We start from the raw sequence: 14,245 nt of genomic DNA, 5'->3' as shown, positions 1-14,245 counted from the left end.
ACCACGATGAAAAAAATGATGATTGGATGTTTATTTGCGATGTTCCTACTTGTGGCAGGCTGCTCGTCGAACGAAACGGATGGGGCCGCAGAGACAGACAAAACGACTGGAGAATGGGCAGGGCAGGAAATTACGGTTCAGCTCATCGGTGACTTTGCTGAGGAAGAAACGACGAATCCGATCACTGGGGAACGTACTAAGGGAGTGTCTGTGCTCAAGGAAGAATTTGAAAAACAACACCCAGGGGCAACCGTCAACTTTATCATTATGCCGTGGGAGGGGTATACCGAAAAAACGCAGGCAATGCTGACCTCTGGGGAAGCTGACGTCTATCAGATGCCGGGCATTGCCGATTTTGCGCCAAAAGGTGTGCTTGAGCCGTTACAGCCGTTTATCGACAATGATCCAGAGTTTAGTTTGGATGTCTTTATTGAGAAGCAGATCGAAGGCTGGAAAGTGATCGGGCCGGAGAGTGAGGAGCTTGAGATTTATGGCATGCCGTTTCTTGCCGATGCCCGTTTTATCACCTATGACAAAACGTTATTTGATCAGTGGGGCGTCGAGTATTTATCAGATTATCCAACGATGGAAGAGGTTGCTGAAAAGGCAAAGCAAATGACAGGGGAAAATCCGGAAACCGGGGAGCAGAACTATGGCATCTTTTTTCGTGGCGATTGGTCGTCAGCCTTTACGCTGATCAATTTAGCTGAAGGGCAAAACGGTCAATGGGGCACAGGTTTTGCTTGGGACGAAGTCGAATTTGCGTTTGACTCCGAGGAAATGAATAATGGTTTGAACTGGTTGCTCGAAATGAGTGAATACGCTCCAGAAGGCATAGTGAGTAATCAAGGCAATGAGAAATGGCTGACCAAAGAAAACAACATAGCGATTATGATGAATCAGGGACCAGGAGACACCGTTGTGCCTGCATACGCGCAGGGCTTAGGGGAGCGCCTTGGCATTGCTCAGGAGTTTAAAAACGATGAAGGTGTTGGTGGATTATTCGCTGGCAGCCCAACAACGATTGCGAAAGACAGCGACAATAAGGAGTTGGCTTGGGAATGGATCAAGTTTTCCGTCAGTGAATTTACACAGAAATACATCTTTGAAGAAGCGAACGCGATGCCAGCAATCGAAGCCGCAAAAGAGTGGGAAAGCACGAAGGAGTACAGCAATTTGATGGAGCCAGTCTTTGAGGCCATCAGCTCCCCGTGGACACCAAGGTATCCATGGGGCTCCTCACAGCCACGCTTTATCCTGACATCCGAGATTGAAGCCGCACTCACCGGGCAACGTAACGCTGACGAAGCATTGCAAAAGGCCCAGGAAGAAAGTACCGCTTGGGTGGAGAATCGCTAAAACCAACGGAATAAAGCTGCGACGAGCCGAGGCTTGTCGTTTTTTAGGTCTTGATGAGTGTTACAAGAGCGTGTCGTGGGGCACGTTCTTTATAGGGTTGATAGGTGTTCGTCCATTCAGGTATTGAAGAATAATTCAAAAGAAGCTACTACGGTGCTTTGCCTCGCTTAATAATTTCAGAAAATATTTTTTCGATTTAGGGGCTGAGTGTCTTATCAAGGATCCGAGAACTCGGGTAGTCAAACTTTCATGAACGACGTGATGCAGGGCTTTCCTCTAAAAGTAGGCCTGGACCAAAAGCAAAGAAGGTGCAATTGAGGCCGAAAGCAAAGGTTCTTAAATAAGTATGGTGTGAAAAAAATTTGAATTCCACTATTAATTCTTTCGAACTTAAGGAAAAGTGAGCCAATCAATGTGCTCTGTCTACAAAAGTAAAGAAGCACAGGCTTTTTCACCAGTGCTTCTTTAAAAAAATCATGTGTTATCCCTATCATGATTGGACGATTCACCGTGTTGATTTTTCATTAGGTGTCGCCAATCATTTTATGATAGGTCTCGTGTAGTGTGTACACTTAGTATAATACCCAAAAATCTTTTGATCAAGCCCCAATGAACTTTTGATCGCTTTGTTGATGTTATGCCATTCGCATCATGTATATGAGTAATTCGATACCTTAGTCGAATGGGTCTTTTGCAAACCCCTTTAGCATTGGTGAGTGAATGTGGTGCAAGAGAGAAACCCATTCAGCGGGCCTTTAAGACCTAGGCCGGTAACAAAGACAATCAAAACCACCAGTTCACGCTGGTGGTTTTGATTGTCTTGTGACGTGCAAAGTACACAAGTTAAAGGGAATTGAAACTGCGCGAATAGCACCTCCAACTGCTCGGATAGGAGAAGAAAGTGCGCGGATAACGGCAGAAACTGCTCGGATACGGGACAAAAGTGCTCGAAATGGCAGCAAGTGCGCGGGTAGCCCCTCTATCTGTTCGGATAGGAAGAGAAGGTGCGCGGATAACGGTACCAACTGCTCGGATACGGTGCGAAAGTGCTCGAATGGGCGGCAAGTGGCTCAGGTTTAACGCAAATAAACCCCCCATCCTTCCTCCTGTCTATAAAATGTACATTTCTTTCCAAACCCCTTGCTACACGTGGTCTTTGCCCGAAGTTGTCAAATGGATATATACACATGCTTCCATTCGCTTTAATGTAAGCGGTACCTTCCTTGTGTATGAAGGGATTGACGTCTTTGAAGAAGGGGGTGAAATTCATGAAAAAAGAAGTGATGCAAACGGAGCGACAAGCGCTGCCCTTTGCGATGGAAAAAAAGCCCCTTTGGCTACGTATGTGGAAAGAGCGCTGGCTGTACCTGTTTCTATTGCCAGGTGTCTTGTACTTCGCCATCTTTAAGTATTTGCCAATGGGCGGTGTGGCGATGGCGTTTCAAAACTATCAGCCGTACTTAGGGTTTCTACAAAGCGAATGGGTCGGCTTTGCTCATTTTGAACGTTTTTTCGGTGAACCACAGTTTTGGATGCTGTTACGCAACACGCTTTATATTGCCTTTCTAGATGTGCTTGTGTTTTTCCCGCTGACGATTGTCCTGTCGATGTTGTTAAATGAGGTGCGACGGGAGTGGTTTAAGCGTTCTATTCAGACGTTTGTGTACGTGCCACATTTTCTGTCCTGGGTGGTCGTCGTCGGGATTACGTATTTGTTTCTTGAAGGGGAAAATGGTGTGATCAACGTATTGCTGACATCACTCGGTAGGGAACCCGTGGCATTTCTGACGAGTGAAGACTGGTTTCGTCCGCTCATTATTATGCAAATGATTTGGAAGGACGCGGGTTGGGGAACGATTATTTTCCTCGCTGCCTTGTCTGGTGTCAGCCCGGTATTGTATGAGTCAGCAAAAATGGACGGCGCCAACCGTTTTCGCCAGCTTTGGCATATTACGCTCCCTTCAATTAAAAGTGTAATTGTCATTTTACTTATTCTGCGACTCGGCAATTTTCTCGATCTCGGCTTTGAACAAATTTTCCTTATGCTGAATGCGTTGAACCGAGAAGTCGGTGAGGTATTCGATACGTATGTGTATGTTGTTGGGATGCGGCAAGGACAATTCAGCTACAGTGCAGCTGTAGGGCTATTTAAGTCGCTTGTCGGGCTCGTGCTTGTGATGGGGGCCAATCAATTAGCGAAAAAATTTGGTGAAGAAGGCTTGTATTAAGCAAAGGAAGGAGGCTTGACGTGACGAATAATAGTTTTTTAGGACGGCTCTTTGATGGTTGCAATTATGTGTTTTTGACATTGTTAGGGATAGCGACATTGCTGCCGTTTGTTTATGTCGTCGTTTCCTCTTTTTCAAATTCAACGGATTTGATTCCAACGAGCTTTTCTTTTGATGCCTACGCCTATATCTTTTCGACGGCGACGTTTCCGCGAAGCATGCTCGTGTCGGTCTATATTACGATTGTTGGAACTGCGATTCATCTCGTGCTTGCCTCGCTCATGGCGTACGCATTGTCGCACACGGCCCTGCCAGGCAGGAGCATCATCATGCTGCTTGTTGTGTTCACGATGATTTTTAATGGCGGGATGATCCCAACTTATTTTGTCGTCGAAGGTGTTGGACTAACGGACACGTTATGGGCGCTCATGATTCCGAATGCACTGAGTGCGTTCAACTTGATCATCTTAAAAAGCTTTTTTCAAAGCATTCCAAACGAATTAAAGGAATCGGCAAAAATGGATGGAGCGCATGAAATTAGAGTGCTGACACAAATTGTGCTGCCGTTGTCGCTGCCGGCTTTGGCTGCGCTCGGTCTGTTCCATGCGGTAGGCTTATGGAATCAGTATTTCAATGCCATTTTATACATTAACGATTCGTCGAAGTGGCCGGTTCAGGTTCTGTTGAGGCAGGTTGTCATCTTGTCGCAAGGAGCTGTAGGGGAATCAGGAGGCGAAGTAGCAAGCGATTCAGTGATGCTTTCCCAAGGCATCAAAATGGCGGTTATCGTTGTATCGATTGTGCCGATTATGCTTGTCTATCCCTTTTTACAAAAGCACTTTGCAAAGGGCGTTCTTTTAGGCTCAGTCAAAGGCTAACGATGATTTTATCAATGAAAAGGAGTTGTGTTCAAAAGTGAAATCGCTTACATTGAAAATGCTTCTGGCAAGCACCTGCTTCGTTCTCGTCATCGCGGGCTGTTCCGCTGATCAAGCGAGTGACGCAAACGAAGGATCTGAGGATGGTCGGCTAAACCTTACTGTCGGGATGAACTTTGACGGCGTTGAATTTCCACAAGCAGACAATGAGATTGAACGGATCATAGAGGACTATACGGGCGTAGATTTGTCAATTCAAGCCTATCCGTCAGCGACCTACGGTGAAAAACTTCCTGTCATGGTCGCTTCTGGTGATCTGCCAAAAGCCGTATATACGAATATGGACGGGGCGTACATGGAAAATGCCCTGCAAAACGGGGTCTTTTGGGAGATCGGTCCTTATCTGGAAGATTACCCGAATTTGTCATCAATTGATGATATTATCTATAAGAACACGTCGTTTAAAGGCAAGATCTATGGATTGCCGAAGGTTCGTGAAATCGCGCGTGATGTGTTTATATACCGTCATGACTGGCTTGAAAACGTCGGACTTGAGGAGCCAGAGACGATTGACGATTTTTATAACGTGATGAAAGCATTCACAACTGAGGATCCTGATCAGAATGGCGAAGATGATACGTATGGAATGTCAATTTCTGGTATTGGATCCGCTATGTATCGCATTGCACCTATGATGGGGGCACCGAATACCTGGAAGGAGGAAGATGGCGTATTCACTCATGCCACCTCCACAGACGGCTACATGGAGGCACTGAAGTTTATTAAAAAGCTGTATGATGAAGAACTGATCAATCGTAATTTTGCCGTGATTGAGCGTTCACAATGGGAAGAGGAGTTTGCCGGTGGAACAGCAGGTATTTGGCCAGATGTGAGTATCATCGCAGAAACGATGGAAACTCGCATTGCGCAAACGTATCCTGATTCATCCGTTCGCGTGTTCGCTGGTCTGGCCCCTGAGGAAGGCGGTGAGCTTCGCGTTGCGGCTGGTTCTGGCGCAAATGGCGTCTTTCTCTTCCCAAAACCCGCGGTGAAATCAGAAGAAGAACTGAAGCAAATTCTTGGGTTTTATGAAAAGCTGGCCGAAGAGCCGATGGCAAACCTGTTTAAATGGGGCATTGAAGGCGTCCATTATGAGAAAACGGACGATGGGGTTGAGAAGTTAGACGGTGGAGACTTCCAGAATGACATTCATTTGCCGTATCGTTTGCCAATGGGTATCGTACCCGCTGAGGTGAATGCCATTGAGAACGAACTGACCCCTTTGCAAAAGGATGTTGCCGAAACATTGGAGGAAAATTTAGAAGCCGCTGTTCACAACCCAACAATGTCACTCACATCACAAACCTCGGCTGAAAAAGGCGGCCAGTTAAGTACGATCATTGATGATGCAAACACCAAATTTGTGATGGGTGAGATCAATGAGGAAGAGTGGCAGGCAGAAATTGAAAAATGGAGAAAAAGCGGAGGAGAACAGGTAGCCAAGGAATATGGCGAATCGTTTGCAGAGTTGCAATAAGCAAACGTTAAATAGAGGCAATTCGTTTCACTCTGAATACAATGTTTTCTCCGGCGATAAAAAAGAGGAGTGCCAATGCCTAAATATTTCAAACGCTTGTTGATGTTTAGTCTCTGCTTTGGAGCTATTCCAGTCATCGTGCTGGGGGTGTTTTCGTACCATCGCGCCGCAAGTACGATTCAGGAAAAGGTAGAGGAGAGCTCAAGGCAACTCCTCTACCAAAACCAGTTGACAGTTGAACGAGTTCTTGAAGAAGCGGATTATTCCACGATTCAATGGATGAATTCACGACCCATGATGTATGCAATGGACAAGCCTCTGTCGCCGAAGGATTTTTTACAGTACAGAGAGCTCTCAAATGGACTTCAAACGTTGGAGCCCAATGGCATAGAGGTCGCAAACACAACACTCGTCAATTTGCAGCAGGATTGGCTCGTCAGCAAGAATGGGTTGGAGGTATTGTCGCAATTACCTACACATGCCTTCTATCAAGGACTTGCCCGGCAAAGCCAAACCTCTACATGGGTTTCGCACGGATCAGGCATGTTCACCAACGAAGAACCTTATATTAGCTTAGTGAAAAAGTGGCCGATCCTAGACGACTCGATGGAACCACTCGGGCTGGTGATTGTGACATTTAAAAAAGATAGCCTTGAGCCTCTGATCCCCGAGGATACATCGGTCAATCAGATGTTGATCTTAAATGACGAGGCAGAGGTGGTTTCAGGAAACTATCCAGCTCAGTTTCAACCGAATGAATTAAAGGAACGACTTTCTCGCCATGTAAGGGAGAATGAGACGCAAGCGGGTCATTTTTTAACGACCATTCAGCAAGAGTCGTGGATGGTCATGTATCGGGTGTCCTCGTACAACGGGTGGCTGTATGTGTCCCTTGCCTCAATGGACACATTACATGCGGATTCACGAGCCATTGGCTGGTTTACGTTTGTGTCTTGTATCGTCATTTTTATTGCGACGAGTGTCTTAGCGGTGCATGGATCGAGACGAATGTATCGACCGATTCGAAGGCTGCATCAGAGAAGTGGCCTTCATGAGAAAAGGAAGGATGAATTTGGATCAATTGAAGAACGTTTGAACACACTTGTGAGATCAGAAACCCGTTTAGGGAACCAGCTCCGGGAGCAGCTTGGGCAGATGAGGGAATGGTTTATGCTGCGGTTGTTGTCTGGTCAAATGACGACTAAGGAGGCGGAACGGAAATTTGCCTATTACAGCCTTCCAACCTCATGGTCCACACTGTATGTCTTAGCGATTCAAATGGATGTCAAACCGTCTTCTCCTTATACGCTTCAAGACCAAGACTTGTTTGTTTTTGGCATTCAAAACATCATTCAAGACCTTCAGATGAATCAAGCATCCTTTCCGCCAGTGATGAAAAATGCGGTCATTTATTTGCTTGTATCGCACGACAAAGACGAAAAGGAGAGTATCGCTGCGTTTGCTGAGCGAATCAAACAAGCCGTTCAAGAGTATCTTCATATGGAAATTAGCATCGGCATGAGCCGCTCGTTTATAGAGCTTAAAGGCATTCACAAAGCCTGTGAAGAAAGTCGCGAAGCTTTAGTCAGTCGAATTCAGCTTGGGCATGGCGTCGTCTTGTCCATTGCCGATGTGAAGCCAGATTCACTTGAAAAATTTTATCCTGAGGAAAGCATTCAGGAAGTCGTGGCAGCAGTCAAAAGTATGCGAAGAGAGGAGATCTCCGAGCAGTTGCATCAGTTTGTCCATGAGCTAAAACAGAAAAACGCCTCCTTCTATGAAAATCAGTTGACAATGGTGCGTCTCTTTCTTAAAGCAATATGCCTCGCCCAAGAACAGGGCATTGGCTCCAGTACATTTTTACGAGAACGGGATGTGTTTGGCGAATTGCTTGCCCTTCCATCGTTAGATGCCTACGAAGAATGGCTCAGAGACACCGTGTTGTACCCACTTGCAGCGGAGTTTGAAAAACAGCAGCCTTCAGAACGCGCAGACATTACAAAGCAGATGCTACAGATGATTGAAGAAAAGGCTGATACCGATTTAACACTAGAGTATTGTGCGTCCACACTGCATTTTCACGCCACGTACCTTAGTCGCGTGTTCAAAAAGGATATGGGCATGTCCTTTAGCGAGTATTTGATGAAACATCGCCTCACGCTCGCGAAGGCCTGGCTCCGTGACTCCAACCTAAAGGTGGCCGATATTGCTGAGCAGCTTCGCTATAGCAGTTCCGCATCCTTTATCCGGTACTTCCGAAAGATGGAGGGCATGACCCCAGGAAAGTACCGCCAAGCACATCAGTTCGAGCAACGGGATATGAAGATGTAGAAGCTTTGAAAGACGTAGAACGTGCTGAGGGGGCACGTTCTTTTTGCAGGATTCGTGCTCGAAAATGGAAATAGTGCGCGAAAATCCGTAATGTGTGCGCGAAAAATCGAAAGTGGTGCGCGAAATCAGTGGATGATTGCGCGAAAATCAAGAGTTCGTGCTCGAAAAGGAAATAGTGCGCGAAAATCCGTAATGTGTGCGCGAAAAATCGAAAGTGGTGCGCGAAAAAACCGGATGAGCGCGCGGAAATCAATGGGTCGTGCTCGAAAAAGAAATAGCGCGCGAAAATCAGCAATTTGTGCGCGAAAAATCGAAAGTGGTGCGCGAAATCAGTGGATGATTGCGCGAAAATCAAGGGTTCGTGCTCGAAAAGGAAATAGTGCGCGAAAATCCGTAATGTGTGCGCGAAAAATCGAAAGTGGTGCGCGAAAAAACCGGATGAGCGCGCGGAAATCAATGGGTCGTGCTCGAAAAAGAAATAGCGCGCGAAAATCAGCAATTTGTGCGCGAAAAATCGAAAGTGGTGCGCGAAATCAGTGGATGATTGCGCGAAAATCAAGAGTTCGTGCTCGAAAAGGAAATAGTGCGCGAAAATCAGCAATTTGTGCGCGAAAAATCGAAAGAGGTGCGCGAAATCAGTGGATGAGTGCGCGAAAATCAAGAGTTCGTGCTCGAAAAAGGAAATAGTGCGCGAAAATCAGCAATTTGTGCGCGAAATATCGAAGGCAGTGCGCGCGAAAAAACCGGATGAGCGCGCGAAAATCATGGACTCGTGCTCGAAAAGAAATTTTCATTTGATAGATCCACTCATATCACTACTAAATTGCCTACCATAAACAGATAAAACCTTAAATCTGCCCATACCCATTGTAATTCTCCCTCTGCTATACTAGACATATGCAAACGATAGAGGAGGAAGACAGCATGCAAATGGTTTTTAGATGGTATGGCGAAGGCAATGATTCGGTAACGCTTGAGCAGATTCGGCAAATTCCTCAGGTGACAGGCTTGGTTTGGAGCTTGCATGATCTCCCTGCTGGAGTTCTTTGGCCAGTCGAACGAATCGAAGAAATGAAGGCGCTCTCAGAAAAGAACGGATTTCACATCGATGTCGTGGAAAGCGTCAATGTGCATGAAGACATTAAACTCGGTCTTCCGACGAGAGATACATACATTGACAATTACAAAGAAACCATTCGTCGTTTAGGCAAAGCTGGCGTTAAGGTCATTTGCTACAACTTTATGCCGGTGTTTGACTGGACGCGCACAGACTTGTTTAAGGAAATGGAAGACGGGTCTACAGCGTTGTTTTTTGAAAATGCGAAGGTGGAAGGCATTGATCCGCTTGAGCTTGTGAAAACGGTGACGCAAACTGAATTCACAATGCCAGGGTGGGAGCCGGAGCGACTTGAGCACTTAGAGGATGTCTTCAAAGCGTATGAAAACGTCACAGAAGAAGACCTTTGGAACAATCTGCAGTATTTTCTTGAAGCCATCATTCCAGTCGCTGAGGAAGCAGGCATTAAGATGGCGATTCATCCCGATGATCCACCGTTTTCCGTGTTCGGTCTGCCAAGAATCATGACCAATCGCGACAGTTTGAAACGTCTTGTGGGACTTGTCGATTCACCAAGCAATGGATTAACACTATGCAGTGGTTCTCTTGGCGCTAATCCTGCCAATGACATTCCCTCTCTCGTCACTGAATTTGCAGACCATATTCCGTTTGCTCATATTCGTAACGTGAAGGTTTTTCCTAATGGTGATTTTATTGAAACATCTCATCGGACAGAGGACGGATCCGTCGACATCACTGGCGTGGTCAAAGCCTATCACGACAGTGGTTTTAACGGCTATGCCCGTCCTGACCATGGGCGCCACATTTGGGGAGAAAAATGCCGTCCAGGGTACGGACTTTACGACCGCGCCCTCGGCATCATGTACCTCTGGGGTCTTTGGGATGCATTTGAACGCGCTAGTCAAAAATAAATCATAGGACGTTTGGGGAAAGTACCGATAAAGGTGCTTTCCCTTTTGGTTTTTAAACGTAGCTCTTCAACGGATCTCCAATCCCCCACATCACTCTCCCATCTACTTTTGTTTAATCCTTCCTTTTTATCCAACTACTAATGATTGTTTGTAATCGTTATTGATCGTTTGTGATTGACAATGATCGTTTTTGGCGTTATTCTCATTTATGCAACCGAATTCAATAAGTGAGGTGCACGTATGCTTACCATTGAACGTCGAGACTTAATATTGGCTTTGCTAAATAAGCAAGATGTTGTGTCAGTTCAGGAGCTAGTGAAGGAAACGAGTGCTTCGGAGTCGACCATTCGCCGGGATCTGACAGAGCTTGAAAATGATCAATACATTAAACGCGTTCACGGTGGTGCATCTCTTCGCAAAAAGCGGAGCGAGGAGCTAACGGTCGCTGAAAAAACATCACGTCATCAAAATGAAAAAAAACATATTGCAAGAGAAGCAGCTAAGGAAGTCCAACAAGGTGCTTGCATTTACCTTGACGCTGGAACGACAACCTTTGAAATGATTCCTTTTTTACAGGATAAGCAGGTCGTCGTTGTGACCAACGGAATTCCGCACGTGACGAGATTAATGGAATATGGCATTTCAACTTATGTCATTGGTGGTCGCACAAAGGCAGGTACAGCCGCTTTGGTCGGACCAAGAGCAGCAGAAGCGTTGCAGGCCTATCGGTTTGACTGTGCATTTCTTGGCATGAACGGTGTCGATCCCTTCCAAGGATACACAACACCTGATCCAGATGAGGCGTTTGTTAAAAAAACAGCGCTTTCATTGACCGCAAGACGATTCGTTTTGGCGGACCATTCGAAGGTGGGGGAAGCATCGTTTGCCAGTGTCGGGCATCTAAACGAGGCTACATTTGTGACGTCTTCCCTGCTCGATCCTGAAAAGAAAGAAGCACTTATGCAAAAGACAGAAGTAAAGGTGGTGCAGCTTTGATCTATACCGTCACGTTAAATCCGGCTTTGGACTATGTCGTCCATATTGATTCCTTTAATGAAGGAAGTGTGATCAAAAGCACAAACAGCTACACATCAGCGGGAGGTAAGGGCATTAACGTCTCACGCGTGCTAAAGACGTTGGGTTCGCCCTCGAAAGCGCTTGGCTTTGTTGGTGGCTTTACGGGTAAAGCGATCGTTGATGCGATGGCAAAGGAACAAATTGAGGCGGACTTTGAACAGCTCGAAGGAGAAACTCGCATTAACGTGAAGCTGAAAAGTGGACAGGAAACGGAAATTAACGGTGTTTCACCAGACATTACGGACGCGAATTTTACAAACTTTCAAAAGAAGCTTGAACAAATCAATGAAAACGACACCGTTGTCCTTGCAGGATCTGTCCCCGCAACGTTGCCCGAGACGGTGTATGCGACGCTCACAAAACTCATTCACAATCGTGGTGCACATGTGTTTTTGGACACGAGTGGCGCCGGCCTGCGTGAAGGGTTAAAGGCAGCCCCAGATTTTATTAAACCCAATCATCAAGAGCTTGGGGAGTTGTACGATACGTCGGTGGATTCGATTTCTGATGCGGTGCGACTAGCCAAACGGATCCAAACGGACTTTGGCGTGACGCATATCTTGATCTCCATGGCAGGAGACGGTGCTTTGTATGTCAGTGGAAAAAAAGTCATTCACGCACATGCGCCAAAGGGGACGGTCATCAATTCCGTTGGTGCCGGCGATTCATTTACAGCTGGGTTCATTCATCAATTTAAGAAACATGACACCGTTGAAGACGCCTTGAAATTGGCGATTTCAACGGGGAGCGCAACGGCTTTTTCAGCGGGTCTTTGTGATAGAGAAACAGTTGAAGCCCTTGTGCCAACAATTGAATTGCAAGGGTTAAATGAGGAGGGGATATCATGAAAATAACTGAGCTCTTAAAGGCAGATACGATTCGTTTAGATCTCAATGCCACGTCAAAAGCAGAAGCATTGGATGAGTTAGCTATGACCTTAGCTGATGCGGGTCGTCTTAACGATTACAACGCATATCGTGACGCTATTCAAGCTCGTGAGGAGCAAACATCAACAGGCATTGGTGAAGGCATTGCGATTCCACACGCCAAATCAGCGGCTGTGAAAACACCAGCCATTGCCTTTGGACGTTCTAAAGCAGGGCTTGATTTTGACTCGCTAGACCAGCAGCCTGCGCACTTGTTCTTTATGATTGCGGCTAGCGAAGGAGCCAACAACGATCATCTCCAAACGTTATCGAGGCTTTCGACATTGCTCATGGATGAGTCGTTTCGCCAACAGCTGCTTGACGCAAAAAGCACAGAAGACGTACTTCATGCTGTCAATGCCGCAGAAGCGGATAAGCTTGCGAAAGAGGACGAGCCGCCGGAAGCAGAAGCAGCCTCAACAGATGGAGGTCCTCGTGTGCTAGCAGTAACCGCATGTCCTACGGGCATCGCTCATACGTATATGGCAGCGGATGCTTTGAAGGATAAAGCAAAGGGACTCAATATCTCCATCAAGGTGGAAACGAACGGTTCGGACGGGGTACGAAACCGCCTGACAGATGAAGAGATTGCCAATGCGGATGGTATTATTGTCGCTGCCGATACGAAGGTGGAGCTGGCGCGTTTTGATGGCAAACCGGTCATTATCACAGGTGTGACGGATGGCATCCGTAAGCCGGAGGAGCTCATTAGAAAAGCTGCTGCCAAAGATGCTCCTGTTTACAAAGCGGAGGGGCAGCGTGGTTCCGAAGCAGCTACAGGCACAGGACGTGGCGCTGGAGGCTTTTACAAGCATCTTATGAATGGCGTCTCCAACATGCTGCCGTTTGTCGTCGGTGGCGGTGTCTTAATGGCGATTTCCTTTTTCTTTGGCATCAATTCTGCCGATCCTACTGATCCGACATACAATCAGTTTGCGGAAGCGTTGAAGGTCATTGGAGGCGATCATGCCTTTGGACTGATGATTGCCGTTCTAGCTGGGTTCATTGCCATGAGCATTGCCGAACGCCCTGGTTTCGCGCCGGGGATGATCGGTGGATTTATAGCGACAACAACCGATGCAGGCTTTCTTGGTGGATTAATTGCCGGGTTCCTTGCAGGGTATATCGTGCTTGGTTTAAAGCAGCTGCTCGCAGGACTTCCCAAAACGTTGGACGGCATCAAAACGATTTTGTTTTATCCTGTGCTTAGCATTTTTGCCACTGGCATGATCATGTGGTTTGTCGTTGCAGGACCAGTCAGCTGGTTGAATACAAATCTTGCCGATTGGCTAAATGGCATGTCGACAGGCAACATTATAATTCTTGGTCTGATTTTAGGTGGCATGATGGCCGTGGATATGGGTGGACCATTGAATAAAACTGCCTTTACCTTTGGCATTGCCATGATTGATGCAGGCAATTTTGCTCCACACGCTGCGATTATGGCAGGCGGAATGGTGCCACCGCTTGGTCTTGCGTTAGCGACGACCTTGTTCCGCAACAAATTTACGAAAGTTGAACGTGATGCGGGCAAAACGAGCTATGTGCTAGGCGCATTCTTTATCACCGAAGGGGCGATTCCAATCGCAGCCGCAGACCCTGCACGTATCATACCGTCAATCGTTGTCGGCTCGGGAATTGCTGGTGCGTTGACGATGTTGTTCGGTATAGGATTACCCGCACCGCACGGAGGCGTTTTTGTCTTCCCAGTGGTCATAGGAAGTGCTTGGCTCTATCTTTTAGCCATTGCCATAGGTGCTGTAGTTTCAGCTCTAATGGTCGGGCTACTGAAAAAACCTATAAAAAATTAAAGGTAATGCTAAAGAGGCATTTTCACAAAGTCATGAAAACGACTTTGGGGAATGCTTCTTTTTATTTTGAAGGATAAAAGTAAGACAGGCTTCGTCGTTTTATGGCTCA

Annotated in this window: 9 protein-coding genes; all 9 read left to right on the top strand. The window is 46.6% G+C overall.

All coding sequences use genetic code 11. The features are described from left to right. Window positions 1–6: 6 nt before the first annotated feature. Window positions 7–1,359 carry an ABC transporter substrate-binding protein gene (locus EV213_RS01575; protein WP_243739946.1) on the top strand — a complete coding sequence of 451 codons (1,353 nt, stop codon included), beginning with the start codon at window positions 7–9 and terminating at the stop codon, window positions 1,357–1,359. Window positions 1,360–2,627: 1,268 nt separating this feature from the next. Further along, window positions 2,628–3,587, top strand: a complete 960-nt coding sequence (locus tag EV213_RS01570) for an ABC transporter permease (RefSeq protein WP_424923009.1) — start codon at window positions 2,628–2,630, stop codon at window positions 3,585–3,587. A 20-nt stretch (window positions 3,588–3,607) separates the two neighbouring features. After that, complete coding sequence (locus tag EV213_RS01565) at window positions 3,608–4,465, top strand: carbohydrate ABC transporter permease (protein ID WP_133578715.1); 858 nt, start codon at window positions 3,608–3,610, stop codon at window positions 4,463–4,465. Window positions 4,466–4,502: 37 nt separating this feature from the next. After that, window positions 4,503–6,002 (top strand): extracellular solute-binding protein, encoded by a 1,500-nt coding sequence (locus EV213_RS01560; RefSeq protein WP_133578714.1) that lies wholly within the window; start codon window positions 4,503–4,505, stop codon window positions 6,000–6,002. A gap of 75 nt (window positions 6,003–6,077) precedes the next feature. Next, window positions 6,078–8,333 (top strand): helix-turn-helix domain-containing protein, encoded by a 2,256-nt coding sequence (locus EV213_RS01555; RefSeq protein WP_133578713.1) that lies wholly within the window; start codon window positions 6,078–6,080, stop codon window positions 8,331–8,333. Between the two features lie 924 nt (window positions 8,334–9,257). Further along, the gene (uxuA, locus tag EV213_RS01550; protein WP_133578712.1) at window positions 9,258–10,322 is read left to right on the top strand and encodes a mannonate dehydratase; all 1,065 of its coding nucleotides are present in this window, start codon (window positions 9,258–9,260) and stop codon (window positions 10,320–10,322) included. A gap of 240 nt (window positions 10,323–10,562) precedes the next feature. Beyond that, on the top strand, window positions 10,563–11,318 hold the full coding sequence (locus EV213_RS01545) for a DeoR/GlpR family DNA-binding transcription regulator (protein ID WP_133578711.1): 756 nt from the start codon (window positions 10,563–10,565) through the stop codon (window positions 11,316–11,318). Beyond that, on the top strand, window positions 11,315–12,247 hold the full coding sequence (pfkB, locus tag EV213_RS01540; RefSeq protein ID WP_133578710.1) for a 1-phosphofructokinase: 933 nt from the start codon (window positions 11,315–11,317) through the stop codon (window positions 12,245–12,247). Before EV213_RS01545 ends, pfkB begins: the two co-directional genes overlap by 4 nt. Beyond that, window positions 12,244–14,136 carry a PTS fructose transporter subunit IIABC gene (locus EV213_RS01535; protein ID WP_133578709.1) on the top strand — a complete coding sequence of 631 codons (1,893 nt, stop codon included), beginning with the start codon at window positions 12,244–12,246 and terminating at the stop codon, window positions 14,134–14,136. Before pfkB ends, EV213_RS01535 begins: the two co-directional genes overlap by 4 nt. The last annotated feature ends 109 nt before the right edge of the window (window positions 14,137–14,245 follow it).

The sequence above is a fragment of the Aureibacillus halotolerans genome, assembly GCF_004363045.1.
GTDB lineage: Bacteria > Bacillota > Bacilli > Bacillales > DSM-28697 > Aureibacillus > Aureibacillus halotolerans.
The sequence above is the reverse complement of the archived record's forward strand: the minus strand, read 5'-3'. Positions and strand labels throughout refer to the sequence as shown.